At 73.9% G+C, this 25,817-nt stretch carries 17 protein-coding genes; 9 read left to right on the forward strand and 8 right to left on the reverse strand.

From position 1 onward, the window contains the following. Nucleotides 1–148: 148 nt before the first annotated feature. Nucleotides 149–2,371 carry an SF1B family DNA helicase RecD2 gene (gene recD2 / locus IQ279_RS23670; RefSeq protein WP_206351249.1) on the forward strand — a complete coding sequence of 741 codons (2,223 nt, stop codon included), beginning with the start codon at nucleotides 149–151 and terminating at the stop codon, nucleotides 2,369–2,371. Between the two features lie 132 nt (nucleotides 2,372–2,503). Then, nucleotides 2,504–3,808: a citrate synthase gene (locus IQ279_RS23675; RefSeq protein ID WP_206351250.1), complete on the forward strand. Its 1,305-nt coding sequence runs from the start codon at nucleotides 2,504–2,506 to the stop codon at nucleotides 3,806–3,808. A gap of 489 nt (nucleotides 3,809–4,297) precedes the next feature. Here IQ279_RS23675 and IQ279_RS23680 read toward each other — a convergent pair whose 3' ends face one another. The 7 genes from IQ279_RS23680 to IQ279_RS23710 all read right to left on the reverse strand — a co-directional run bounded on the left by IQ279_RS23680 (nucleotide 4,298) and on the right by IQ279_RS23710 (nucleotide 11,838). Further along, nucleotides 4,298–6,193 carry an ABC transporter ATP-binding protein gene (locus IQ279_RS23680; RefSeq protein ID WP_206351252.1) on the reverse strand — a complete coding sequence of 632 codons (1,896 nt, stop codon included), beginning with the start codon at nucleotides 6,191–6,193 and terminating at the stop codon, nucleotides 4,298–4,300. Further along, on the reverse strand, nucleotides 6,120–6,614 hold the full coding sequence (locus IQ279_RS23685) for a lasso peptide biosynthesis B2 protein (protein ID WP_206351254.1): 495 nt from the start codon (nucleotides 6,612–6,614) through the stop codon (nucleotides 6,120–6,122). Before IQ279_RS23685 ends, IQ279_RS23680 begins: the two co-directional genes overlap by 74 nt. Continuing rightward, on the reverse strand, nucleotides 6,611–6,862 hold the full coding sequence (locus IQ279_RS23690) for a lasso peptide biosynthesis PqqD family chaperone (protein WP_206351256.1): 252 nt from the start codon (nucleotides 6,860–6,862) through the stop codon (nucleotides 6,611–6,613). Before IQ279_RS23690 ends, IQ279_RS23685 begins: the two co-directional genes overlap by 4 nt. Next, the gene (locus tag IQ279_RS23695; protein ID WP_206351297.1) at nucleotides 6,859–8,754 is read right to left on the reverse strand and encodes an asparagine synthase-related protein; all 1,896 of its coding nucleotides are present in this window, start codon (nucleotides 8,752–8,754) and stop codon (nucleotides 6,859–6,861) included. The genes IQ279_RS23690 and IQ279_RS23695 overlap by 4 nt, the downstream gene beginning before the upstream one ends. Nucleotides 8,755–8,773: 19 nt before the next feature. Next, nucleotides 8,774–8,893, reverse strand: coding sequence for a keywimysin-related RiPP (locus IQ279_RS23700; RefSeq protein WP_206351258.1), 120 nt, complete (start codon nucleotides 8,891–8,893; stop codon nucleotides 8,774–8,776). Between the two features lie 285 nt (nucleotides 8,894–9,178). Beyond that, nucleotides 9,179–11,404, reverse strand: a complete 2,226-nt coding sequence (locus tag IQ279_RS23705) for a heavy metal translocating P-type ATPase (RefSeq protein WP_206351299.1) — start codon at nucleotides 11,402–11,404, stop codon at nucleotides 9,179–9,181. Nucleotides 11,405–11,556: 152 nt separating this feature from the next. Next, a complete protein-coding gene (locus IQ279_RS23710) occupies nucleotides 11,557–11,838 on the reverse strand; it encodes a heavy-metal-associated domain-containing protein (RefSeq protein WP_307792504.1) in 282 nt (93 codons plus the stop codon). Between the two features lie 144 nt (nucleotides 11,839–11,982). On the opposite strand from IQ279_RS23710, the gene IQ279_RS23715 reads away from it, so the two are divergent. Both IQ279_RS23715 and IQ279_RS23720 read left to right on the forward strand, forming a co-directional pair. Then, nucleotides 11,983–12,888 (forward strand): DUF4328 domain-containing protein, encoded by a 906-nt coding sequence (locus tag IQ279_RS23715; protein ID WP_206351260.1) that lies wholly within the window; start codon nucleotides 11,983–11,985, stop codon nucleotides 12,886–12,888. Nucleotides 12,889–13,007: 119 nt separating this feature from the next. Then, nucleotides 13,008–14,321, forward strand: coding sequence for a cation:proton antiporter (locus IQ279_RS23720; RefSeq protein ID WP_206351261.1), 1,314 nt, complete (start codon nucleotides 13,008–13,010; stop codon nucleotides 14,319–14,321). Here IQ279_RS23720 and nhaA read toward each other — a convergent pair. Further along, complete coding sequence (gene nhaA, locus IQ279_RS23725; RefSeq protein WP_206351262.1) at nucleotides 14,305–15,672, reverse strand: Na+/H+ antiporter NhaA; 1,368 nt, start codon at nucleotides 15,670–15,672, stop codon at nucleotides 14,305–14,307. The two genes, IQ279_RS23720 and nhaA, sit on opposite strands and share 17 nt — an antisense overlap. A 397-nt stretch (nucleotides 15,673–16,069) precedes the next feature. Between nhaA and IQ279_RS23730 the strand changes: the two genes are divergently transcribed. The 5 genes from IQ279_RS23730 (at nucleotide 16,070) to IQ279_RS23750 (ending at nucleotide 25,780) form a co-directional block, all read left to right on the forward strand. Next, a complete protein-coding gene (locus IQ279_RS23730) occupies nucleotides 16,070–17,176 on the forward strand; it encodes a PucR family transcriptional regulator (RefSeq protein ID WP_307792505.1) in 1,107 nt (368 codons plus the stop codon). Between the two features lie 218 nt (nucleotides 17,177–17,394). After that, on the forward strand, nucleotides 17,395–18,063 hold the full coding sequence (locus tag IQ279_RS23735; RefSeq protein WP_206351265.1) for an OB-fold-containig protein: 669 nt from the start codon (nucleotides 17,395–17,397) through the stop codon (nucleotides 18,061–18,063). Between the two features lie 83 nt (nucleotides 18,064–18,146). Continuing rightward, nucleotides 18,147–20,219 carry a flotillin family protein gene (locus IQ279_RS23740; protein WP_206351267.1) on the forward strand — a complete coding sequence of 691 codons (2,073 nt, stop codon included), beginning with the start codon at nucleotides 18,147–18,149 and terminating at the stop codon, nucleotides 20,217–20,219. 78 nt (nucleotides 20,220–20,297) lie between these two features. Beyond that, complete coding sequence (locus IQ279_RS23745) at nucleotides 20,298–25,328, forward strand: DNA repair ATPase (protein ID WP_206351301.1); 5,031 nt, start codon at nucleotides 20,298–20,300, stop codon at nucleotides 25,326–25,328. Further along, nucleotides 25,325–25,780, forward strand: coding sequence for a helix-turn-helix domain-containing protein (locus tag IQ279_RS23750; protein ID WP_206351268.1), 456 nt, complete (start codon nucleotides 25,325–25,327; stop codon nucleotides 25,778–25,780). The genes IQ279_RS23745 and IQ279_RS23750 overlap by 4 nt, the downstream gene beginning before the upstream one ends. Nucleotides 25,781–25,817: the final 37 nt, after the last annotated feature.

Genomic DNA, 25,817 nt, shown 5'->3' on the forward strand with positions numbered 1-25,817 from the left:
TTCAGGCCGGGCCCCTCGTAACGTTTGCGCGGCTTTCCGCGCCGCCCCGCCTCCTGCGGCATCCCGCGCCGCTCCGCACCGCCGCGCACGCCCCCGTCCCCCACGGCCGGGATTCCGGTTGTCGGTCCCCGGCGTTACGGTCTGTGACATGTCGTTCCAACCCGCCGTCCTCGAGGCCGTCCTCGAGCGCATCACGTACGCCAACGAGGAAAACGGCTACACGGTCGCCCGCGTCGACACCGGGCGCGGCGGCGAGCTGCTCACGGTCGTCGGCTCGCTGCTCGGCGCGCAGGTGGGGGAGTCGCTGCGGATGGAGGGCCGCTGGGGCTCGCACCCGCAGTACGGCCGCCAGTTCACCGTGGAGAACTACACGACGGTCCTGCCGGCCACCGTCCAGGGCATCCGGCGCTATCTGGGCTCCGGACTGATCAAGGGCATCGGCCCGAGGATCGCCGAGCGGATCGTGGACCACTTCGGGCTGGAGACCCTGGAGGTCATCGAGAACGAGCCGGAGCGCTTGATCGAGGTGCCCGGCCTCGGCCCGAAGCGGACGAAGCTGATCGGCGCGGCGTGGGAGGAGCAGAAGGCGATCAAGGAGGTGATGGTCTTCCTCCAGGGGGTGGGGGTGTCCACCTCGATCGCGGTGCGCATCTACAAGAAGTACGGCGACGCCTCGATCTCGGTGGTGCGCAACCAGCCCTACCGGCTGGCCGCCGACGTGTGGGGCATCGGCTTCCTGACCGCCGACCGCATCGCGCAGGCCGTCGGCATCCCGCACGACAGCCCCGACCGGGTGAAGGCCGGGCTGCAGTACGCGCTGTCGCAGTCGGCCGACCAGGGGCACTGCTACCTGCCGGAGGAGCGGCTGATCGCCGACACCGTCAAGCTCCTCCAGGTGGACACCGGCCTGGTCATCGACTGCCTGGGCGAGCTGGCGGGCGAGGAGGAGGGGGTGGTGCGCGAGCAGGTCCCCGACCCGGAGCACCCCGAGCAGCGGGTCTCGGCGGTCTACCTGGTGCCCTTCCACCGCGCCGAGCTGTCCCTGTCGGCCCAGCTGCTGCGCCTGCTGCGCACCGGGGAGGACCGCATCCCGGCCTTCCGGGACGTCGACTGGGAGGCGGCCCTGTCCTGGCTGGCGGAGCGCACCGGGGCCGAGCTCGCCCCCGAGCAGCGGGACGCGGTGAAGCTGGCGCTGACCGAGAAGGTGGCGGTGCTCACCGGCGGGCCCGGCTGCGGCAAGTCCTTCACCGTGCGGTCGGTGGTGGAGCTGGCGCGGGCCAAACGGGCGAAGGTGGTGCTGGCCGCGCCCACCGGCCGGGCGGCCAAGCGGCTGTCGGAGCTGACGGGGGCGGAGGCGTCCACCGTCCACCGGCTGCTGGAGCTCAAGCCCGGCGGGGACGCCGCCTACGACCGGGAGCGGCCGCTGGACGCCGATCTGGTGGTCGTGGACGAGGCGTCCATGCTGGATCTGCTGCTGGCCAACAAGCTGATCAAGGCGGTGGCGCCGGGAGCCCACCTGCTGCTGGTGGGGGACGTGGATCAGCTGCCGTCGGTGGGGGCGGGCGAGGTGCTGCGCGACCTGCTCGCCGAGGGCAGCCCGATCCCGGCGGTGCGGCTGACGCGGATCTTCCGGCAGGCCCAGCAGTCCGGCGTGGTCACCAACGCCCACCGCATCAACTCCGGGGTCCCGCCCATCACCCAGGGCCTGCCGGACTTCTTCCTCTTCGTCGAGGACGACACCGAGGAGGCGGGCCGGCTCACCGTCGACGTGGCGGCCCGGCGGATCCCGGCGAAGTTCGGCCTCGACCCGCGCCGCGACGTGCAGGTGCTGGCGCCGATGCACCGGGGTCCGGCCGGAGCGGGCACGCTCAACGGACTGCTCCAGCAGGCCGTCACCCCCGGCCGTCCCGATCTGCCCGAAAAGCGATTCGGCGGACGGGTTTTCAGGGTGGGGGACAAGGTCACTCAGATTCGCAACAACTACGACAAGGGGGCGAACGGGATCTTCAACGGTACGGTGGGCGTGGTCACCGCCCTGAGCACGGAGGAGCAGCGTCTGACGGTGCGCACCGACGAGGACGAGGAGGTGGGCTACGACTTCGACGAGCTGGACGAACTCGCGCACGCCTACGCGGTGACCATCCACCGCTCCCAGGGCAGCGAGTACCCGGCGGTGGTCGTACCGGTCACCACCGGAGCCTGGATGATGCTCCAGCGCAACCTGCTCTACACGGCCGTGACGAGGGCCAAGCGCCTGGTGGTGCTGGTGGGGTCGCGCAGGGCCCTGGGCCAGGCGGTGCGGACGGTATCCGCGGGACGGCGCTGCACCGCACTGGACCACCGATTGCGCGGCACGCCACACCCCGCGTAACTTTCCGGAGGCACTCCGTGCCACCCGCGGGCCTGCTGGCCGACCCCGAGTGCACCGCACAGCACCGAATGGGAGACAGTGGGACGAGGACAGGGCACTCGAAGATGAGGCACTACGTCGGTGAGGGATGACGTGAGCGAACACCGTGAAAGCGATGGCGCAGTGGTACTGCGGTACGGGGACGGCGAGTACAGCTTCCCGCTGGTCGGCAGCACTGTCGGTGACAGTGGTTTCGACATCTCCAAGCTGCGCGCCCAGACCGGTCTGGTGACCCTGGACTCCGGTTACGGCAACACCGCCGCGTACAAGTCGGCGGTCACCTTTCTCGACGGCGAGAAGGGCATCCTCCGATACCGCGGGTATCCGATCGAGCAGCTCGCCGAGCACGGCACGTTCCTCGAGACGGCGTACCTGCTGATCAACGGAGAGCTGCCCACGGTCGACCAGCTGGCCGGCTTCCGCAACGAGATCACCCAGCACACCCTGCTCCACGAGGACGTCAAACGGTTCTACGACGGCTTCCCGCGGGACGCCCACCCGATGGCGATGCTCTCCTCGGTGGTGAGCGCGCTGTCCACCTTCTACCAGGACAGCCACAACCCCTTCGACGAGCAGCAGCGGCACCTGTCCACCATCCGGCTGCTCGCCAAGCTGCCCACCATCGCGGCGTACGCGTACAAGAAGTCGGTGGGCCACCCGGTGGTCTACCCGCGCAACGACCTGGGCTACGTCGAGAACTTCCTGCGCATGACCTTCTCGGTCCCGGCCGAGGAGTACGAGCTCGACCCGGTCGTCAGCAGCGCCCTGGACAAGCTGCTCATCCTGCACGCGGACCACGAGCAGAACTGCTCGACCTCCACCGTGCGCCTGGTCGGCTCCTCCCAGGCGAACATGTTCGCCTCCATCTCCGCCGGGATCAGCGCCCTGTGGGGCCCCCTGCACGGCGGCGCCAACCAGTCGGTGCTGGAGATGCTGGAGCGCATCAAGGCCGAGGGCGGTGACGTCGACTCCTTCATCCGCCGGGTGAAGAACAAGGAGGAGGGCGTCCGGCTGATGGGCTTCGGCCACCGCGTCTACAAGAGCTTCGACCCCCGGGCGAAGATCATCAAGGCGGCGGCGCACGATGTCCTCTCCGCGCTCGGCAAGTCCGACGAACTGCTGGACATCGCGCTGAGGCTGGAGGAGCACGCGCTGGCCGACGACTACTTCGTCGAGCGCAACCTCTACCCGAACGTCGACTTCTACACCGGTCTGATCTACCGGGCCATGGGCTTCCCGACCACCATGTTCACCGTGCTGTTCGCGCTCGGCCGCCTTCCCGGCTGGATCGCCCAGTGGCACGAGATGATCAAGGAGCCGGGCTCCCGCATCGGCCGCCCGCGCCAGATCTACACCGGCGTCGTCGAGCGCGACTACGTCCCGGTGGAACAGCGCTGAACGGGCGTACGGCCGCCTAGAGCCGCCTGCTGCGGTCCCGCGGGCCCCGTTCCGCACCCCGCGAGGGTGCGGAACGGGGCTCGCGGTGTGTTCCCGGCGCGGCGGAGAGGTGGAGGAGCCGTGAAGAAGAGTGACGCAGGTCACACATAAAGGGGGGTAACCATTCGGCGGACTCGTGTGTCTTATGGGGTGGCGTCGGCACTCCGGCGGAGCCGCCGCCGCCCGCCGTGTTCGTCTGTGGGGGACGAGGACGGTGGTCCGCGCAGGCGGTGTGCCTCGGGGGAGCTTGAGCGGCCCTCTCGCCCGTGCACCGCCCGGCAGACACCCGGCCAGGATCCCGTGGGGGGAGTCCATGACCGGGAAAAGGAGGCGCCCCGTCGACGGGCCCGTGGGGGGACTCGTCGCTCGGGGCGCTTCTGTGTGCGGAAAGGCCCTCGCCGTGTGTGCCGCGCGTGCCCTGGGAGCCCCCGCCGCGCGGTGCCGAGGCGTCTACGGGTGGCCGGAGGGCTCCTCAAGGGCCTGGGCGAGGGAGCGGTCCGCCACGAGCTGTGTGGCGGCGAGCCCGGCGTACAGCGGGTCCGAGCGCAGCAGATCGGCGTGGCTGCCCACCGCGCGCACCCGGCCCTCCTCCATGACCACGATGCGGTCGGACCGCACCACCGTGGAGAGCCGGTGCGCGATGGCCAGGACGGTGGTCTCGGCGGCGAGCTCCATGACGACCTCGCGCAGCGCCTCCTCGTTGACCGCGTCGAGCTGCGAGGTCACCTCGTCGAGCAGCAGCAGCCGGGGTCTGCGCAGCAGTGCCCGGGCGATGGCGATCCGCTGGCGCTCGCCGCCCGACAGCGTCACCCCCCGGTGGCCGACCTGTGCGTCCAGGCCGCCGGGCAGCCGCTGGAGGAGGCCGTCGAGCCGGGTGCGCGACACCGCGCGCCGCACCTCCTCCTCGGCGGCGTCCGGAGCGGCCAGCAGCAGGTTCTCCCGCAGGGTCCCGGCCAGTACGGGCGCGTCCTGCTCGACGTAGGCGATCGCCGACCGCAGTTCGGCCAGCGGCCAGCGGCGGACGTCGCGCCCGCCGACGGACACGGTGCCCGCGTCGTGCTCGTAGAAGCGCTCCAGCAGCGCGAACACCGTCGACTTCCCGGCGCCGGAGGGGCCCACGAGCGCCGTCAGGCCGCCGGCGGGCACCTCGAAGGTCACCCCCCGGTGGGCCGGGGGGTGACCTTCGCCGTAGCCGAAGACCACGTCCTCGAACGCCACGCCGAGCGGCGTCCTCTTCGAAGGCGCCCCCTTCACGGGCGTCTCCTTCCCGGGCGCCCCGTCGCCCGGGGGCTCACTGCCCGGGGGCTCACCCGGCAGTTCCTCGATCTCCCGGATGCGCCGCACCGCGGCCAGCCCGCTGTTCAGGCCGCTCCAGCCGTCGGTGAGCCGGCCCAGGGGGCCCATCAGGGTGAAGAGGTAGAGCAGGAAGGCGATCAGCGAGGAGATCTCCATCGCTCCGGAGACGGCCCTGGCACCGCCGACCCCCAGCACGGCCAGGAAGGCGAACTGCATCGCCACGGAGGTCGTGACGTCGGACACCGAGTTCCACCAGGCCACCGCCACACCGCGGTCGTGGGCCCGCCGCGCCGCCTCGGCGACGGCCGCGGTCTCGCGGTCCTCGGCCCCGCCGGCCTTGACGGTGCGGAACGCCTGCAGCGCGCGGTCCAGTGCCGAGCCCATCGCGCCGACGGCCTCCTGCGCCTGGTGCTGTGCCCGCTGGATCCTCGGCATGAGCAGGGCGAGCAGGCCCAGGGAGGTGAGCACGGCGAGGAGGGTGACCCCGAGGAGGACGAGGTCCACGACCGCCATCAGGACGACGGTGCCCAGCAGTACCAGCGCCCCGGTGACCGCGTCGGCGACGTTGCGGGAGAGCACGGTGCGCAGCAGCGAGGTGTCGCCGGTGGCGCGGGAGAGCAGGTCGCCGGGGGTGAGCCGGTCGACGGCCGCGACCCGCAGCCGCAGCATCCGGCCGACGAGTCGCCGCCGGGCCCGCAGGACGGCGCCCTCGCCGGCGCGTGCCATCAGATACCCGCCGGCCGCCGCGAGGAGCGCCCCGAGGAGCACGACGAGGGTGAGGAGAAGCAGTGGCCGGACGGGTGAGCGCCCCTCCGCGAAGGCGTCCACGGCGTGCTTGGCCATCAGCGGCATGGCCAGGTCCGCGCCGGAGCCGAGCAGGGACAGCAGCCCTCCGCCGGCCAGTGCCCGCCGGTGCGGCCGGACCTGCTCCAGGAGCAGCCGCAGCGGGGAGGGGCCGCCGGCCGGCCCCCGGTCCTCAGTCTCCTTCGGAGTCTCTTCCGGCTCCGCCGGGTCCGCCGCCGGATCCACCGGGGCCTTCGCCTGAGTCAACGCCGTCCTCCCCGCCCGCCGTCACCGTCATCAGGGGCCGCAGGCCGTCCGGATCCTGTTCCCCGACCGCCCTGCCCCCGGCCCGCACCCAGGCGTGCGCGGAGAAGGGCGGCGCACTGCGCACCCCCGCGCACCAGTCGGGCCACATCCCCGACATCCGGCAGACCAGGGCGATGGCGACGGAGCGCGGCAGACAGCCGTACCAGCCGGCGCATCTGCGGCTGGAGGCGACCACCGCCTCGTACACGCGCAGGGTCTCCTCGTACCCGGCGGGGCGGGCGCCGCGGCTGACCCGGGCCAGCACCCGGCGCAGCCGCCCCGGACGCAGCCGGCTCAGCACCAGGGCCGCGGCGACGGCCGTGCGCACCCGGACGCCGCCGGAGCCGGAGCCGCGGCGGGGCATGGTCATCTCGGTGGTCACGGCGCGAGGAGCTCCGCCTCGACCAGTCGGCCGGTGAGCTCCGCGACGTCGGCCTCGGCCTCGGCACGGCCGACGTCGTACTCCTCCAGCAGCCGCTCGACGGCGGCCTCCCGGCCCCGCCCCTGGGCGAGCGCGTCCACCACGATGGCGCCGCACTCGTTCAACTGCCAGTAGGAGCCGCTGCGTTCGTCGAGCAGTACGGCGCCGTACTCGGTGGTGGTCATGGCCACACCCTGTCTGAGCTTCACGAGATCGCCTCGCTCCTGTCGGGATCGCGGTGTTCCTCCCCGGCCGGCCAGGCGTCCTCGGCCGTACGCAGCCAGGTCTCGCAGGAGACCGTGGCGTCGACCGGGTACCGCTGGAGGACGGGGGAGTACGGGTCGTCGGCCAGCCGCTCCAGCCGGGCGGCCTCCACGAGCCCGCGCCGGGCCAGCAGGGAGCCGTCCCACAGCGCGCGGAACCCGGCGGAGTGCTCGCGCAGCCCGCGCACATGGTCGGCCGACATGTGGTCCTTGGTGGTCCGGGCCAGCAGGCGGGCGGGCACCACCTCGCGCACCGCCTCCACCAGCAGCGGCTTGTACCGCCAGGGGACGACCCGGTCCTCGACGCGGACGGCGAGGACGGCCTCGATCACCCGGTCGTCGTAGAACGGCGCGGCCACCGGCAGGCCGGCGGTGACCCCCACGTCCTCCAGCGCCTGGAAGCCGCGGGCGCCGACCCGGAGGGTGTCGAGGTCCGCGTGCAGTCCGGGGCGGGGGCTCAGCGGCTCGGCGTGCCCGGCCGCCGAGCGGAACTCGTCGAGGATCAGCGTCCCGGCCTCACCGGTGAGCCAGGGCGGCAGCGACTGCCGGGGCCCCCAGCCCAGCAGCGGGCCGCGGTCGTCGGGCGGCTCGCGGGTGACGGCGCCGGCCAGCCAGGAGGCGTACGAGGGGCGTGACAGCAGGCCGCGCAGAGTGGGCCACAGGGGCCGGCCGTACTGGTGCCGCAGCGCGCCGATCCGGTTCCAGGCCTTCAGCGGGCTGCCCGGAAGCAGGTCCAGGCAGGCCGAGGGCAGGCCGTTGAAGAGTTCGTCGCCGCCGTAGCCGGTGAGGTGGTAGCGGGAGCCGGTGGCGGCGGCGCGGCTGAGCAGCAGGTAGGCCCTCGCCCGGGCGGAGGCGACGGGGAGGGGCTCGTCCAGCAGTTCCCCGGCGTTGCCCCGCAGGTCCGCGTAGAACAGCGGGGCTTCGTCGGCCGGGACGATGTGGTGCTCGACCGTCCGGCCGGCGCCGCGGCGGGCGTCCTCGGCTCCACGGCGGGCCCACATCTCGTCCTCCGAGTGGCCGTCCCGCGCGGCGACGGTCAGCAGCGCCGTCTCCCGCTCGCCCGGCGCCCGCCGGGCGAGGAAGACGACGGAGGTGGAGTCCAGCCCGCCGGAGAGTTCGCAGCTGATACGGGTGTGCCCGGCCAGATGGGCGCGGACGGAGTCCGCCAGCGCGGCGGCCAGGAGGGGGGCGCCCCGTTCCGCGCGGAGCTCCGGCTCGGGGGGATGCCACCAGCGCCACACGGTGTGGCGGGGGCCGCCGGGGCCGTCGCGCAGGCTGAGCGCGTACGCCGGATCGACCTCCTCCAGACCGTGCCACAGGGGGCGGTTCCGCAGCGGGTGCGGTACGAAGTCCAGCAGGCGCAGGGCGAGCGCGCCGTCGTCGATCCCCGCCCCGGTGAGGTGGGCCAGGAGGGCGGGCCGGTCGGAGGCGACGCGTGCGCCGGCACACCGGGCGTGGTGGACGCGCCGGTGCCCGGACGCCGTGCCCCGCACGCAGACCTCGTCCCCCATCCGGGAGACGACGTGGTGGATGCCGGGCAGCCGGGTCAGCCGGCGGTGGAGGTCGGCGGTGTCGCGGGCCGGGCCGAGGACGCCGTGCAGGTCGGCCTCGGGGACGCGGTTCGGGCCGATCAGCACCAGGGAGTCGTCGCCGCGCGTGGCCTGGCTGACCTGCCGGAAGGGGAGGCGGAAGACGATCCAGGGACGCCCCGAGGGGTGGCGGACGACCCCCGTGCCCGCCGCCTTCGCCGGGAGGGCCGGGCGAAGACGCCCGGCCACGGCCTGTCCTTCGGCCGTGTCCGGGAGGACCGCGAAGAAGTCACGCAGGTGACCGGGCATCTTCTTCACCACGGGACGGTCAGACGAACCGGCGGGAGAAGTACTCCCAGTACTTCCCGACGAAGTAGCCGGCGGTCCTCTCGCGGAAGCCCCCCTGCTCGAAGAGGGCGGGCTTCACATAGGTCTTCTTCTGCTTCATGTCGTGCGCACTCTCCTCTGTCGACAGAACAGCCGTGTACTGGTGCGAACACTCACACGCAGTGTGCGGTCTGTTGCTGGAGTGACGGACGGGATCACAGTCACAGTGAGTCCAGCGGGTCCGCAACACACTTTTGCGCCATCCTCGGCGGTTGGCGGAGTCCTGGATTTGCCAAAGAAACCACTTGGCGCTCAAGTGATCGACTGCCTGCCCATGCTGTCGGCCGGGCTCGGAACCGAGCCCGGCCGACAGCGTGAAGGGGTGAGGAGGAGTGACCGGAACCGGTCAGCGGAAGGCGCGCAGCCGGAGGCTGTTGGTGACGACGAAGACCGAGGAGAAGGCCATGGCGGCTCCCGCGATCATCGGGTTGAGCAGTCCGGCCGCGGCCAGCGGCAGGGCGGCGACGTTGTAGCCGAAGGCCCAGAAGAGGTTGCCCTTGATGGTGGCCAGGGTCTTGCGGGACAGCCGGATGGCGTCGGCGGCGGCGCGCAGGTCGCCGCGGACGAGGGTGAGGTCGCCGGCCTCGATGGCGGCGTCGGTGCCGGTGCCCATGGCCAGGCCGAGGTCGGCCTGGGCGAGGGCGGCCGCGTCGTTGACGCCGTCACCGACCATGGCCACGGAGCGCCCCTCGTCCTGGAGGCGCTTGACGACGTCGACCTTGTCCTGGGGCATGACCTCGGCGATCACCCGGCCCCCGGAGGCGTCGATCCCGACCTCGCGGGCGACGGATTCGGCCACCGCCCGGTTGTCGCCGGTGAGCAGGACGGGGGTGAGTCCGAGGGCGCGCAGCCGGGTGATGGCCTCGGCGCTGGTGGGCTTGACGGCGTCGGCCACGGCCAGCAGCCCCCGCACCCTTCCGTCCCAGGCGACGGCGACCGCGGTGCGGCCCTCCGCCTCCGCGGCGTCCCGTGCCCCGGCCAGTTCCGCGGGAAGCTCCAGGGCGCTCTCCGCCAGCAGCCGCTCCCGGCCCACGGCCACCTCGCGGCCTTCGACGGTGCCCCGGACACCGAGCCCGGCGGCGTTCTCGAAGCGCTCCACCGGAGGCAGGGCGCCGACGCGCTCGGCGGCCCCGGCCGCGATCGCCCGGGCGATGGGGTGCTCGGAGGCGTGCTCCAGGGCGCCGGCCAGGCGCAGCACCTCGTCCTCGTCCTCGCCCCCGGCGGCGACGACGTCCCGCAGCTCCATCCGGCCGGTGGTGACGGTGCCGGTCTTGTCCAGGACGACGGTGTCCACGCGCCGGGTGTTCTCCAGGACCTCGGGGCCCTTGATGAGGATGCCGAGCTGGGCACCGCGTCCGGTGCCGACCATCAGGGCGGTGGGGGTGGCCAGGCCCAGGGCGCAGGGGCAGGCGATGATCAGGACGGCGACGGCCGCGGTGAAGGCCGCGGCCGGCCCTCCGCCGGTGCCGAGCCAGAAGCCCAGGGTGCCCAGCGAGATCAGCAGCACCACCGGCACGAAGACGGCCGAGACCCGGTCGGCCAGCCGCTGCACCTCGGCCTTGCCGCTCTGCGCGTCCTCGACCAGCCTGGCCATCCGGGCGAGCTGGGTGTCGGAGCCGACGCGGGTGGCCTCGACGACCAGCCGGCCGGAGGTGTTGACGGTGGCGCCGGTGACGGTGTCACCGGCCGAGACGTCCACCGGCACCGACTCGCCGGTCAGCATCGAGGCGTCCACGGCCGAGGAGCCCTCGACCACGGTGCCGTCGGTGGCGATCTTCTCGCCGGGGCGGACCAGGAAGCGGTCCCCGACGGCCAGTTCGGCGACGGGGACGAGCGTCTCGCGGCCGCCGCGCAGGACGGTGACCTCCTTGGCGCCCAGCTCCAGCAGGGCTCGTAGCGCCGCGCCCGCGCTCCGCTTGGAGCGCGCCTCCAGATAGCGGCCGAGCAGGATGAACGTCGTCACCCCGGCCGCGACCTCCAGGTACAGGGCGGAGGAGGCGTCGGAGCGGGAGACGGTCAGCTCGAAGCCGTGCCGCATCCCCGGCATGCCGGCGTCGCCGAGGAACAGCGCCCACAGCGACCAGCCCAGGGCCGCGGTCGTGCCCAGTGAGACCAGGGTGTCCATGGTGGCCGCGCCGTGCCGGGCGTTCGTCCACGCCGCGCGGTGGAAGGGCAGCGCGCCCCACACCACGACCGGTGCCGCCAGGGTCAGGGACAGCCACTGCCAGTTGTCGAACTGGAGGGCCGGAACCATCGACAGCAGTACGACCGGCACCGACAGGGCCAGTGAGACCAGGAAGCGCTGCCGCAGTGAGGCCAGTTCGCGCCCGTCCTCGCCCTCCCTCCCGTCGGCCCCCGCCCGTGTCCCGTCCTCCGGCCGCGCGGGGGCGGGAGGAGGGGGCGGCTGGGCGGTGTAGCCGGTCTTCTCGACGGTGGCGACCAGATCGTCGACGCTCACACCGGGGGCGTAGCTGACGCGTGCCTTCTCGGTGGCGAAGTTGACCGTGGCGCTCACGCCGTCCATCCGGTTGAGCTTCTTCTCGACACGGGCGGCACAGGAGGCGCAGGTCATCCCGCCGATGGCGAGTTCGACCTCGTCGGCGGGTGCCTGCGTACCGGATGTCGTGGTGGTGGTCACGCTGTCTCCCGGGCGTGGGCCGGACCGTGCGGGCGGCGCGGGCGCGCGGCCCGCACGGTCCGGAGGGGTGGGATGGCTGCGGGCGGTCAGGCCCGGCCGGAGAGCTCGTAGCCCGCCTCGTCGACGGCGGCGCGTACGGCCTCGTCGTCCAGTTCGCGGGTGGAGGTGACGGTCACCAGGCCGGTCGAGGCCACGGCCTTGACCTCGGTGACGCCGTCGATCCCGGAGACCTCGCTGTTGACGGCGCCCTCGCAGTGGCCGCAGGTCATGCCGGTGACCTTGTAGGTGGTGGTGACGGTGCTCATGGATTCTGCTCCCTCGGATCGGTGCGCGCAGGTGCCCGGACGGCCGGGCGGGTGTTCCGTCACCCTCGACTTTATACCCCTAGGGGGTATTAGCCAAATGGATCCGGCGCTGCTCCTCCGGGTTCCCCCGGGAAAACCGCGCGGCGGCCGTCCCCACAGGGCCGGTAGGGTGCGGCGGACGATCACCGAGGGGCAGGGGGAGAAGGCATGGCGTGCGCGGAGTGCGAGGGCGGACGGGACGAGGCGGCCGGAAACCGGTGCCCGGCGTGCGGTGACACCGCGCCGCACCCCGCCGCGCCCGCCGCATCCGCCGCACCGGCCGGGAAGGCCGCACCCGCCGGGAGGAGCGCCCCCGCGGGGCAGCCCTGGTGGGTGCTGTCCGACGAGGAACTGCGGACGGTGGAGCGCGTCCGCCGGGAGCAGGGGGAGTCGCCGTATCTGCGCTGGCAGTCCACCCGGACCCTGGCGACCGTCACGGTCGCGCTGCTGGGGGTGGTCGTGGCCTCGGACCTGTTCGCGATCCTGGCCGGGTCCCGGTTCGCCGGACTCCTGGAACAGGAGGCGCGGTCGTCGTGGTACGGCTCCGGTGGCGCCCTGGAGAGCGCGGAGTCGCTGTACTCGGCCGCCGGTGTGGTCCAGCTCGCCGCGCTGGTGGCGGCGGGGATCCCGTTCCTGATGTGGTTCCACCGCTCCCGGCTCAACGCCCAGACGTTCGACGCCGCGAGCCAGCGGATGGGGGCGGGCTGGGCGGTCGGCGGATGGTTCGTGCCCGTCGTCAACCTCTGGTTCCCCAAGAAGATCGCCAACGACATCTGGGACGCCAGCACCCCGCCGGGGCCGGACGGCACGGTCCGCGAGCGCCTTCCCGGCGGACTGCTCAACTGCTGGTGGCTGCTGTGGCTGCTCACCTGCGTGATCGGCGGGATCGCCGCCGAGGGGTACGAGGACGCCTGGAGCCTCGGGGAGATAGAGGGCGCCGTCTCCTTCTACCTCTTCGCCGACGGGGTCGACATCCTCGCCGCCGTGCTGGCGATCCTCGTCGTCCACAGGGTCACCGCCATGCAGCACGCCCTCCAGGAGCACCGCGCGGCCCTCGCCGCGGCTCCGGTCTGACCGCCCGCCCGGCACCCCTGTCCAGGGCCGCTCCGGGGCAGCGGTAGGGTGCCCGCCTGTCCGGGCACGCGCACGGCAGGTCCGGCGGCCGGAGTCAGCGTCCTGGGGAGAGTGTTCTCGTGGTCCTCGTCATGGTGTTCGGAGTCGCGCTGCTCATAGCGGTGCTGCTGTCCGGGCTGGCCGCCCGGTCGGTGCTCTCCACCTCGCTGCTGTTCCTGGTGGGCGGCGCGCTGGTCAGCGACGGCTTCCTGGGGCTGATCCACATCACCCCGGACAGCGGCATCGTGGCGGCCACCGCCGACCTGGCCCTGTTCGCGGTGCTGTTCACCGACGGCATGCACGTCTCCTTCCCCGCGCTGCGCCGGGCCTGGCGCAATCCGGTCCGCGCGCTCGGCCTGGGCATGCCGCTGGCCTTCCTCGGCGTCGCGCTGCTGGCCCACTTCCTGGTCGGCCTGGACTGGACGACGTCCTTCCTGGTCGGCGCGGTACTGGCGCCCACCGACCCGGTGTTCGCCTCGGCGATCGTGGGCCGCGAGGAGGTGCCCGCGAAGCTGCGGCAGCTCCTCAACATCGAAAGCGGCGTCAACGACGGCCTCGCACTGCCCTTCGTCCTGATCCTCATCGCCGCCGCCGCGCCGGCCGGGCACGCCGAGGACGCCGACTTCGCCGCGATCGCCACCGAGCTGGTCCTCGGCCTGCTCTTCGGCGTCCTGCTGCCGCTGCTGGCGAACTGGCTGGTCCGCTTCCGTCTGCTGGGCGCCGAGCCCAGGCTCCAGCCGCTGCTGCCGCTGGCCGTCGGTGTGACCCTGTACGCCGCCTGCCACCTCACCCACGCCAACCCCTACCTCGCCGCTTTCTCGGCGGGCGCGGTGATCGCCGCGGTTTCCCCGGAGGCCAAGGAGGCGTTCGAGTCGCTGGGGGAGTCCCTGGCGGAGCTGGCGAAGTTCGCGGCGCTGCTGGTCTTCGGCGCGCTGCTGACCCCGCAGCTCTTCGGGGACCTGTCCTTGGGGGGCTACGTGGTCGCGGTCCTGGCCATCGTGCTGATCCGCCCGGCCTCGATGCTGCTTTCCCTGGTGGGCACCGGTTTCGACCGCAAGGAGAGGCTCACGGCGGCCTGGTTCGGGCCCAAGGGCTTCGCCTCGGTGGTCTACGGACTGCTGGTGCTCCAGTCGGGCGTCCCGCGAGCCGAGGACGCCTTCACCCTGATCGCCGTCACCATCGCCTTCTCGATCGTCGCCCACAGCAGCACGGACGTGCCGATCGCGCGGGTCTTCGACGTCGAGGAGCTGGCGGGCATCCCGGGCGACGGGAAGGGGCCGCGCCTGCCGGGGGGCGGGCGCGGCCGGAACGGCGCGGGCGGCGATGACGGCGCCGGAAGCGGAACCCCGGAGTCCGGAGAGGCCGGAGAGAGCGCCGTCAGCCCTCGCGGTTGACCTCCCGGTCGGCCCGGCGGGCGGCTCCCTCGGTGACCGTGCCCCGCGGCCGCTCGTAGATGTCCGGGATGCCGTCGTGGTCGTCGTCCCGGTTCTCCTCCTCCCACAGCCGCTTGTAGCGGGCGTCGCGGAACTTGAGGAAGACGGCGGCGGCCACCGCGGAGAGCAGCGAGCCGATCAGGACGGCCGCCTTGACGTACTCGCCGGTCTCCGCGTTGTCCGCGAAGGCCAGGTCGCCCACCAGCAGTGAGACGGTGAAGCCGATGCCGGCCAGCAGCGCGACGCCCGCCACGTCCGCCCACTCCAGGTCCTCGCTGAGCCGGGCGCGGGTGAAGCGGGCGGCCAGATAGGTGCCGCCGAAGACGCCGAGGAGCTTGCCCGCGAACAGGCCGAGGATCACGCCCAGTGACTCGGGCCGGCGGAACGTCTCGCCCAGCGCGTCGCCGGAGACGCTGACGCCGGCGGCGAAGAGGGCGAACACCGGCACCGCGAAGCCCGCCGACAGCGGCCGCACCAGGTGCTCGATCCGCTCGGCCGGGGACTCCTTCTCGGTGGGCCAGCCCCCGCTGCCCTTGGTCGGGACCACCCGCAGCAGCATGCCCATCGCCACGCCGGCGATGGTGGCGTGCACCCCGCTGGCGTGCATCAGCGCCCAGATGACCAGGCCCAGCGGCACGTACACGTACCAGCCGCGCACCCGCAGCTTCTGGTGGAGGAACCAGAACGCCGCCAGCCCGGCCAGCGCCCCGCCCAGGGCGGGCAGGTTCAGCGCGGAGGTGTAGAAGACGGCGATGACGAGGATCGCACCGAGGTCGTCGACGATGGCGAGGGTGAGGAGGAAGGCCCGGATGCCAGAGGGCAGGTTGGTGCCGATCACGGCGAGCACGCCGAGGGCGAAGGCGATGTCGGTGGCCATGGGGATGGCCCAGCCGTCCATCTGGCCGCCGCCCGCCGCGTTGACCGCGACGTAGAAGAGGGCGGGCACCACCATGCCGCACACGGCGGCGACCACCGGGAGGGCCGCGGCGGCCGGGCGCCGCAGCTCACCGAGGAGCAGTTCGCGCTTCAGCTCGATGCCGGCGACGAAGAAGAAGATCGTCAGCAGACCGTCCGACGCCCAGTGCCCCACCGACAGGTCGAGGTGGAGGGAGGAGATGCCGAAATGGAAGTCGCGGACCGACTCGTACAGGCTCCCCCAGGGAGAGTTCGCCCACACCAGCGCCACCACCGCGGCCGCCAGCAGCAGCATCCCGCCGACGGTCTCGGTGCGCAGCGCCTCCAGCAGGAACCGGCGCTCCTGGAACGACGGCAGCCCGAAGAGGGAGGTGCGCTCTTTGGGGGCGTTGGACATGGAGTGACCTCCCGGGGCCGGTTTCGGGGTACGTGAACAACGTCGCCGACCAGACTTCCCGGCACACCATTTGTGATCTTGATTGTCATACCACCGTACCCACAACCTGCTGTTTCCGCGCAAGAGCGGATCCGTGCACGACTGCGCGGGTACCGTCGGGTAATGCCCGGCAACTCCCGGTCCATGTCGGCGAATGCCCCCGGCCGCCCCGGTTTCGCCGGTGACGGTGATCACACCGCCCTCCGCCGCGGCGATCGGAGCTGATCCTTCCCCGCCGCGCACGCCGTCACCCCTGCCGCAGCGGCCCCGTCCCTCCCTTAGTCTGTGCCGGTGGCCCGGCCGGCCGTACGGCCGGGGGAGAGCGGAAGCGCGGAACGGCGAAGGGGGCGGGGCAGCGGTGAGACGCAGCAGGCTCCCCGACTCCTTCCTCGGCGGCTACGCGGAACTGCTCGCCGAGATATCCCGGACCGGGCGGCTGCCGCGCCGCGCCGAACTGGACGCCTTCCGCGAGACGGGCGAGCGGGTCGCCGAGCGGGGCTACGGCCTGCGCGACCTGGTCGGCCTCTATCTCGCGGAGACCCGCCGGCTGTGGGGCACGCTGCCGGGCATCGCCCGGTCGGCCACGGCCGCGGAGCGGGCCCGCACCGGCGACGCACTGCTGGCCGCGGTGGAGGCCGCGGTGGCCGCACTGGGCGAGGGGCACGAGCGGGCCCAGCGGCTGGCGGTGCGGCAGGAGGAGGCCGAGCGCCGCGAGTTCGTGGACGACCTGCTCTACGGCCGCAGCGACCTGGGCCGGCTGGCCGAGCGCGCCGAGCGCTTCGGTCTGCGGCTGGCCCGCGCGCACGCGGTCGCGGTGGCCCTGGGCACCGAGAAGTACGACGACGTGCACCCCACCGTGCGCCGCATCGAGCGCGAGCTGGTGGGCCGCTTCGGCGAGCGCGACGTGCTGCTCGCCACCAAGGACGGGCGGCTGGTGTGCATCGCCGCCAGCGCCGACAAGTCCGTGCTGCGGGCCTTCGCCCGGCTCGCCGAGGACCCCGGCCCGGGGTACCCCGCCGCCGAGCGGGTGGCGCTTGGCCGCTCCCACAGCGGCCCCAGCGGAGTGGTGCGCTCCTACGAGGAGGCGCTCGGGGCCCTGGACCTCGCCGACCGGCTCGGCCTGGAGGGGATCCGGTTCAACGCGGCGGAGATGCTGGTCTTCCCCGTGCTGCTGCGCGACCGCGCGGCGATGGCCGATCTGGTGCGCACCGTGCTGGGGCCGCTCACCCAGGCCCGCGGCGGGGCCGCGCCGCTGCTGGAGACCCTGTCGGTGTGCTCGGCGGCGGGTTATGTGAACGCGGAGGCCGCCCGCCGGCTGGGCGTGAGCGTGCGGACCCTGTCGTACCGGCTGGCGCGCATCCGGGAGCTGACCGGCTATGACCCCGGCGACGGCCTCCAGCGCTACACCCTGGAGACCGCCGCGATGGGCGCCCGGCTGCTGGGCTGGCCGGAGAAGCCGCTCTAGCCGCCCGCCGCCCCTGTGAGCCGCGCGGTCCGTTCCGGCCGCGAGGCTCGTCCCGCCCCACCCCGGCACGGAAGCGCGGACGACGGCCGCAGAGCCGATGGTTCCCTCCGGTTGCCGGACGTAAGTGCGGCGTAAAGATTGCCGGATCCTGGCAATGTGCGCCCCGGTTCCGGAGTGTCAGCATGAGGTCACGCCGCGACCGGTACGGGGGTGGAACGATGAGCGAGTTCATGCATACGGCCATGAGCTTCCCCGCCAATCTGTTCGGGTTCGGACTTGTGGTGGTGCTCTTCTACTGGCTGACGGTGCTGGTCGGAGCGGTCGGCGTCGATGCCCTCGACGGGGGTGAGAGCATCGACGCCGGCCACTGCGACCAGTCCGGGGCCGGCCCCGCGGCGGTTCTCGCGGCGGCCGGACTCGGCGGGGCACCGGTTTCCGTCTCCCTGTCGCTCCTCATCTCGATTGCCTGGTTCGCATCACTGAGCGGTGCGGTGCTGGTCGACCGGGCCGGCGGGGGCACCCCGGCGCGCCTGCTGGTCCTGCCGGCCGCGCTGCTCGCCGCCTGGGGGCTGACACGACTGCTGGTCCGCCCGCTGGCCCGGCTGGCGCCGCGCGAGACGGGCACCGGCCACCGCGACCTCGTCGGCCGGGTGTGCACCATCCGCACCGGGCACGTCAGCCACCGCTTCGGGCAGGCGGAGATCACCGCCGAGGACGGTTCGGCCCATCTGGTCCAGGTGCGCGCCCGGGGCGAGGGCGCCGCGGGCCTGGCCGCCGGAAGCACCGCGCTGGTCTTCGACTACGACCCCGAGGGCGGCTTCTTCCACGTCATGCCCTGCGACCCCGTACTGGACCCCGGTCCGGACGCCGGCCGGCTGCCGCGCTGAACCCCCGCGCCGAACGACCACGGGCCCGCCGCGGGCCCGTCCACCAGACCTCAAGTACACGACCTCACAAGGAACCCACCGCCATGGACGTCATCTCCACGGGCCTCGGCGTGCTCATCGCCGTGCTCCTGCTCATGGGCATCGCCCTGCTGATCGTGGTCAGCCGCCTGTTCCGCAAGGTCGAACAGGGCAAGGCGCTGATCGTCTCCAAGATGCGCAAGGTCGACGTGACCTTCACCGGCACCGTGGTGCTGCCCGTGCTGCACCGGGCCGAGGTGATGGACATCTCGGTGAAGACCATCGAGATCGCCCGCACCGGCGGCGAGGGACTGATCTGCCGGGACAACATCCGCGCCGACATCCGCATCTCGTTCTTCGTCCGCGTCAACAAGACCGTCGAGGACGTCATCAAGGTCGCCCAGGCCATCGGCACCGAGCGGGCCAGCGACCGGGCCACCCTCCAGGAGCTGTTCAACGCGAAGTTCTCCGAGGCGCTCAAGACCGTCGGAAAGCAGCTCGACTTCGCCGACCTCTACACCAAGCGCGACGAGTTCCGCGACCGGATCATCGCCGTCATCGGCACCGACCTCAACGGCTACAGCCTGGAGGACGCGGCGATCGACTACCTGGAGCAGACCCCGCTCAGGCAGCTCGACGGGAACAACATCCTCGACGCCCAGGGCATCCGCAAGATCACCGAGCTGACCGCCGTCGAGCATGTGCGCACCAACGAGTTCCAGCGCAGCGAGGAGAAGGAGATCACCCGGCAGAACGTCGAGGCCCGCGAGGCCGTCCTCGAACTCGAGCGCCGCCAGGCCGACGCCGAGATCCGCCAGCAGCGCGAGATAGAGACCGTGCGCGCCCGCGAGGAGGCCGAGACCGCCCGCGTCCAGGCCGAGGAGAGGCTGCGCTCCCACGCCGCGCACATCAAGACCGAGGAGGCCCTCGGCATCCAGAACGAGAACCGCGAGCGCGAGATCTCCGTCGCCAAGCTCAACCGCGACCGGGTCGTGGCCATCGAGAACGAGCGCATCGAGAAGGACCGCCTGCTGGAGGTCATCGCCCGCGAACGCGAGACCCAGCTGCGCCGGATCGCCGCCGACAAGGAGGTCGAGGCCGAGAAGCGGGACATCGCCGACGTGGTCCGCGAGCGGATCGCGGTGGAGAAGACCGTCGCGCAGCAGGAGGAGGAGATCAAGAAGCTGCGCACGGTGGAGGAGGCCGAGCGCGAGCGCCAGGCGCTGATCATCGCCGCCGAGGCCCAGGCCCAGGAGCGGCTGGTCAAGGACATCAAGGCGGCCGAGGCCGCCGAGCAGGCGGCCGGGCACCGGGCCGCCGAGGAGCTGACGATGGCCGAGGCGCGCCGCAAGGCCGCCGAGATGGACGCGGCCGCCGCCGTGCGCCTGGCCGAGGGCCGCAAGGCCGAGGCCGCCGCGGCCGGGCTCGCCGAGGCCGATGTCCAGGAGCGGATGGCCGACGCCATCGCCAAGACCCGCCGTGCCGAGGCCGAGGCCGAGCGCGAGCTCGCCCTGGCCCAGGCCGACGGGCTGCGCGAGAAGCTCAAGGCCGAGGCCGAGGGGCTGACCGAGAAGGCCGGCGCCATGGCCCGGCTGGACGAGGCGGGCCGGGATCACGAGGAGTACCGCCTGCGGCTGGAGGCGGAGAAGGAGATCCGCATCGCGGGCATCGACGTCCAGCGGCAGATCGCCGAGTCCCAGGCCACCCTGATCGCCACCGGTCTGGAGAACGCCAACATCGACATCGTCGGCGGGGACTCGGTCTTCTTCGACAAGCTGGTGGGCTCCATCGCCGCCGGCCGCAGCGTCGACGGCTTCGTCAACCGCAGCGAGACCGTCCAGGCCATGGCGGGCCCCTGGCTGGACAAGGAGAACTCGACGTTCACGCGAGACCTGACCGCCGCGACCGCCGGGCTCGGCGCCGCGGGGCTGCGTGATGTGACCCTGGCCGGCCTGCTGACGAGGCTGGCCGCGGGCGGCGGCCCCGACGCACCGAAGCTGGCCTCCCTGCTGGAGGCGGTGCGCGGCTCGGGCGTCGCCGACCTGCCGCTGTCGGCCCTGGCGGGCGGAGTGGCCGGTACGGCGGACGCGGCGGCCCGCACCCACGCCGCCGCGAACGGCGCACCCGCGGGCCGCTGACCCGCACACCCCACGAAGGACGCCGAACGAGCGAGGAGTTGAGGGCACGTGGCAACCGAGGCACGCCGGACACCGGGCATGGGGCCGGAGGCGCGGCCGGACGCGGGGCCGGACGCGGGCGCCCACGAGGTGCTGCGGGACCGGATGGCGGCCGCGGCGGCGGATCTCGCGGCCCGGGCACGGGCCCTCGACGACCGCCGCACCGAGGCCTTCGGCGGCGCCGGACTGGAGCTGGCGGGCGCCGCCCGGCTGGACACCGGGCGGCCCCGGGTGCCGTGCGACGCGGTAGCCGTCGGCGGGGCGCTGCTGCTGGGCGCCAACCCGCCCGCCGGGCACGGGCGGCCGGAGTCGGTCGCCGACGTGCTCACCCTCCACCGCCTGTGCGCGGAGGGCGGCGGACCGCCCGCCTTCGAGCCCACCGGACCGGAAGCCGTGCCCGGCCTGCTGGACGACCCGCGCCTCCACCGCGACGTCGAGGAGCTGTTCCGCTACTACCGGCACGCCCGGCTGCTGCGACTGCGCCGCACCGGACCGCTGCTGCTGGCCGTCTTCTCCATCGGCGAGCGGGCCACCGACATCCGCGTCCTGCGCTGGCGCGCCGAGGAGGGCGGTACGGTCGCCTACCTCGACGACAAGGGCGAGCGCGACCACCTCGACCGCGCACCCCGCTCAGCACAGGACGTCGTCTGGACGCCGGCCGCCCGCGAGGACCACGTCACCGGACGCCACCCGCATGTGGCGGTCGACGGCGGGACGCTGTACGTCTCGACCGTCGGCGGCTTCCTCACCGTCAAGACCGGCAACGACACCGAGACCGCCGAGGGCGTCCACAGCGAGCCCGTCGAGGACCCCCTGCAGGCCCTGGCCGACGCCGAGATCGCCCACGCCCGCGTCGGCCCGCTCGTCCTGCTGCGCGTGCTGCCGTACAACGAGGCCGCCCACCGCCATCTGGTCTTCAACACCCGCACCGGCGAGGTGCTGCGGCTGGACGGCATCGGGCAGGCGTGCCGCCGCCTCCCCGACGACCAGGGCGTCGTCTTCCCCGGCGGCTGCTACCTCGCCGACGCCCCCGCCGGCTCGGCCGCCCGCACCTTCGAGGCGGACACCGAGGGGATGGAGTTCGAGGCGGAGGTGCGCTCGCCGGGCGGCGAGGACGTGCTGTACGTCTTCCACGCACCCGCCCGGGGCCGCTCCCTGCTGCTGTCCTACAACCTCATCGGCAAGGAGGCCGCCGCCCCGATCCCCGCCCTGGGCCACGCCCTCTTCGACGACGGCACCCTGGCCGTGCTCGGCCGGGCGCCGGGCGGGGAGGAGACGGCGGCGCACCCGGTACGGCTGTGGAACACCCCGTACACCCTTCACCCCCGCGCCGCCGGCCCGGCCGGGGACGGGCCGCTGGCCCGCGTCGGCAACGCCGAGCTGGTACGCGGCATCTCCGACTGCCTGTCCGTCGTACGGCTGGCCGAGGGGGTGACCGGCTGGACGGCGCGGGGCACGGGCGGCGGCCTGCCCACGGCGGCCGCCCTGGAGGCGGTCACCGCCGCATGCGCCCGCGCCGCCGACCGACACCACTGGCTGGACGCGCCCGGCCTGGCCGGGGAGCTGGAAGGGCTCGGCGAGCCCCTGCGGACGCTGCGCGAGGCCGCCGGGCAGGCCGTCGCCGAGTACGCGCGGGTGGCCGAGCTGCGCGAGAGGGCGGCCGCGGCCGTGGAGGAGACGGCCGCGCGCACCACCGCGCTGGTGCGCCGCGCCCGGGGCGAGGTGCCCGGGGAGGCGGCCGGCTGGGTGGACCTTCTGGCCGGGCTGCGCCGCGCCCGGGGCGCGGTGGAGACCCTGCGCGAACTGCGCCACGCCGACACCGGCCGGATCGACGCCCTCGGAGCGGAGCTGGACGAGGCGCTGGCCGCCACCGGCCGCCGGGCGGCGGCCGACCTCTCCCGCGCGGATGCCTTCGAGGGTGTGGGCGCGGCCGTGGCCGAACTGGCCGGCCGCGCCGCCTTTGCCGCCACGGCCGCCGAGGCGGAGGAGCTGGGCGAGCGGATCGCCGGGCACGCCGACGGACTCGGCGCCGTCACCGAGGTGATCGGCTCCCTGGAGGTCGGCGACGCCACCGTGCGCACGGCCGTACTGGAGCGGATCGGCGAGGCCACGGCGGCCGTCAACCGCGCCCGCGCCGTGCTGGAGGGCCGGCGCCGGAAGCTGCTGGAGGCCGAGGGGCGGGCGGAGTTCGCCGCCGAGACGGCCCTGCTGGGCCAGGCGGTCACCGGCGCGCTGGCCGCCGCCGGCACGCCGGACGAGTGCGACGAGCAGCTCGGGCGGCTGCTGGTGCGCCTGGAGGACCTTGAGTCCCGCTTCGGCGCCCATGAGGACTTCCTCGCCCGTCTGGCCGAGCGGCGCGAGGAGATCCGCGAGACCTTCGCCGCCCGCCGCCAGGCCCAGGCCGACGAGCGCGCGCGGCGCGCCGAGCGCCTGGCGGTGTCCGCCGCGCGCGTGCTGGAGACCGTCGCGCGCCGCTGCGCCTTTCTGGCCTCCGCCGAGGAGGTGGCCGCCCACTTCGCCGCCGATCCGCTGGTCGCCCGGATCCGCGCCGCCGTCGAGGAGCTGCGCTCACTGGGCGACACCGCGCGCGCCGAGGAGCTGACCGCATCCCTGGCGGCGGCCCGGCAGGAGGCGGACCGCGCCCTGCGCGACCGCGTCGAGCTGGGCGCCGACGCCGGCGGGGGAGCCGGCACCGTGCGGCTGGGCCGCCACCGCTTCGCGGTGAGCACCAGGCCGCTGGAGGTGACGCTGGTCCCGCACGGGGACGGGCTGGCCTTCGCTGTCTCCGGCACCGGCTACCGGGCCGCCGTCCGCGACCCGGACTTCGCCGCCACCCGCGAGTTCTGGGACCAGCCGCTGGTCTCGGAGTCGCCGCACGTCTACCGCGCCGAGCACCTGGCGGCCGGCGTGCTGGCGGACCTGCCTCCCGACGAGGCCGCCTCGGGCGCGGACGCGGGGGAAGCGGACGCCGGGAGCCTGCTGCCGCTGGTGCGCCGGGCGGCCGAGACCGCTTACGAGGAGGGGTACGACCGGGGCGTCCACGACCACGACGCCGCCGCGATCCTCGCCGCGGCGCTGCGGCTGCGGGCCGGGGCCGGGCTGCTGCGCTTCACCCCTGAAGTGCGGGCCGCGGCGCAGCTGTTCTGGGCGTACGGCGCGGACGGCGCGGCACGCGCCGCCTGGACGGTGCGCGCCCAGTCGCTGGCCCGGGCCCGCGCCGCCTTCGGCGCGCACGGCGCGCCGGCGCCGCTCGCCGCCGAACTGAGCGGCGCGGTGAAGGAGTTCCTGGAGCGATCCGGGCTGCCGGTACCACCGCGCCCGGCCGCGGTGGGGGCGTATCTGGCCGAGGAGCTGGCCTTCAGCGGCGGCCGGTTCGCCGTCGGCCCCGCCGCCCGCGCCCTGCTGGACGGCTTCCACGCCTCGCTGGGCGGCGCCCAGTCGGCCCCGGCCAAGGAGTTCGCCGAGGACCTGCGGGCGCTCGGCGGATCGTCGCCGGACGATCCGGGGTCACCGGCGGCCCGCCACCAGCTCGCGGCCGCCTGGCTGGGCGCGTACGCCGAGTCCGCCGCCCGGGAGGGAGGCGAGGACGGGCCGGGCGCCGGGCCGTCCCCCGACCTGCCCGAGGCCGTCGCCGTCGCCCTGTGCGGCGAGGAGCTGGAGCACCGGGACGTGGACGCGCCGCTGACCACCGTCGTCACCGGGCTGCTGGGCACCCACCCGCGGATCGCCGGCGGCGCCCTGCCGCTGCGGCTGGACGAGTTCCTCGACCGCACCGGGGGGTTCCGCGCCGTCCGCGTCCCGGCCCACCGCGCCTACACCCGCCGCCGCGCCGGACTGCTGGACGCCGAACGCGAGCGGCTGCGGCTGGAGGCGTACGTGCCGCGCGTACTGCCCGCGTTCGTCCGCAACCGCCTCATCGACGAGGTCTACCTGCCGCTGATCGGCGACAACCTCGCCAAGCAGCTGGGCACGGCGGGGGAGGACCGCCGCACCGACAGCCAGGGCCTGCTCCTGCTGCTCTCCCCGCCCGGCTACGGCAAGACGACGCTGATGGAGTACGTCGCCGCCCGTCTGGGCCTGGCCTTCGTCCGCGTCGACGGCCCGGCGCTGGGACACCGCACCACCTCCCTGGACCCGGCCGCCGCGCCGGACGCCACCGCGCGGCGCGAGGTCGAGAAGATCAACTTCGCCCTGGAGGCGGGCAGCGACGTCCTGCTCCACCTCGACGATGTCCAGCACACCTCGCCGGAGCTGCTCCAGCGATTCATCCCGCTGTGCGACGCCCAGCGCCGCCTGGACGGTGTGCGGTTCTCCGACGGCCGGCCGGCCACGTACGACCTGCGCGGCAAGCGGTTCGCGGTGTGCATGACGGGCAACCCCTTCACCGAGTCCGGCGCCCGCTTCCGCGTCCCGGACATGCTCGCCAACCGCGCGGACGTGTGGAACCTGGGCGACGTCCTGTCCGGCAGGGAGGAGCTGTTCGCGTTCAGCCACATCGAGAACTCCCTCACCGCCAATCCGGTGCTGGCGCCCCTGGCCTCGCGCGAGCGCGCCGACACCGAGCTGCTGGTGCGGCTGGCCGACGGCGACCCCTCGGCGCGGCCCGACCGCCTGTCCCACCCGTACGCGCCCGCCGAGCTGGAGCAGGTGCTGGGCGCGCTGCGCGGTCTGCTGCGGGTGCGGGCCGCGGTGCTGGCGGTCAACGCCGCCTACATCGCCTCCGCCTCCGGCGACGAGACGGCCCGCACCGAGCCGCCGTTCCGTCTCCAGGGCTCCTACCGCGACACGGGGAAGCTGGCCGGCCGCCTGGCGCCGGTGATGACGGAGGAGGAGGTCGAGGCGCTGATCGACGACCACTACACGGCCGAGGCCCGCACGCTGTCGGCGGACGCCGAGGCGAACCTGCTCAAACTCGCCGAGCTGCGCGGCCGTATGACGGGGGAGCAGGAGCGGCGGTGGCGCGAGGTCAAGGAGGCCTTCCGGGCCCGCAACGCACCTGGTGCCTCCGGTGCCTCCGGTGCCTCCGGTGCGGAGGCCGCCCCGGAGACGGCGGGAGGTGCGGCGCTGTGAGGGGCGGCGCGGCCGGGGGCCGGCTCCGGCGCGGGGCCGCCCGCGCCCGGTGGGCCGGCGCGGAGTACGTCCACGACGAGGCGGACCGGGCCAGGGAGAAGGCGAGGGTCTCCGAAGGACTGGGCCGTGCCGTGTACGGGCGCCGCAGGGCGCTGGGCATCTCCCAGTCGGAACTGGCCTGCCGGGCGGGCATGAGCCAGCCGCAGGTCTCCAGGCTGGAGCTGGGCGGGGGCACGCCGACCCTGGCGGTGCTCGCCCGGCTGGCCAGGGCCCTGGACGCCTCCTTCGCGCTCACCTTCGACGGCGGCGAGCCGCGCCCGGTGTTCGAGCCGCTCGCCGAACCCGTTCTCGCCGAACCCGCCCCGCCCGCCGCCGGGTTCGGCACGCAGCGGCATATGACGATCGCGGAGGGTGGCGCGAAGGCCGGGACAAGCGCGGGCAGGCGCTTCTAGAGTGCCGGTATGACCCACAGCCGGGGGACTTTGGAGA

Source organism: Streptomyces verrucosisporus (genome assembly GCF_017114865.1).
GTDB classification, from domain to species: Bacteria; Actinomycetota; Actinomycetes; order Streptomycetales; family Streptomycetaceae; genus Streptomyces; species Streptomyces fenghuangensis.

Excerpts from the sequence above, each read along its gene's own strand:
- IQ279_RS23735 (WP_206351265.1), top strand. The coding sequence starts at position 17,395 with ATGAGCGAGTTCATGCATACGGCCATGAGCTTCCCCGCCAATCTGTTC.
- IQ279_RS23695 (WP_206351297.1), bottom strand. The coding sequence starts at position 8,754 with ATGCCCGGTCACCTGCGTGACTTCTTCGCGGTCCTCCCGGACACGGCC.
- IQ279_RS23700 (WP_206351258.1), bottom strand. The coding sequence starts at position 8,893 with ATGAAGCAGAAGAAGACCTATGTGAAGCCCGCCCTCTTCGAGCAGGGG.
- IQ279_RS23740 (WP_206351267.1), top strand. The coding sequence starts at position 18,147 with ATGGACGTCATCTCCACGGGCCTCGGCGTGCTCATCGCCGTGCTCCTG.
- IQ279_RS23705 (WP_206351299.1), bottom strand. The coding sequence starts at position 11,404 with ATGACCTGCGCCTCCTGTGCCGCCCGTGTCGAGAAGAAGCTCAACCGG.
- recD2 (WP_206351249.1), top strand. The coding sequence starts at position 149 with ATGTCGTTCCAACCCGCCGTCCTCGAGGCCGTCCTCGAGCGCATCACG.
- IQ279_RS23745 (WP_206351301.1), top strand. The coding sequence starts at position 20,298 with ATGGGGCCGGAGGCGCGGCCGGACGCGGGGCCGGACGCGGGCGCCCAC.
- IQ279_RS23715 (WP_206351260.1), top strand. The coding sequence starts at position 11,983 with ATGGCGTGCGCGGAGTGCGAGGGCGGACGGGACGAGGCGGCCGGAAAC.
- nhaA (WP_206351262.1), bottom strand. The coding sequence starts at position 15,672 with ATGTCCAACGCCCCCAAAGAGCGCACCTCCCTCTTCGGGCTGCCGTCG.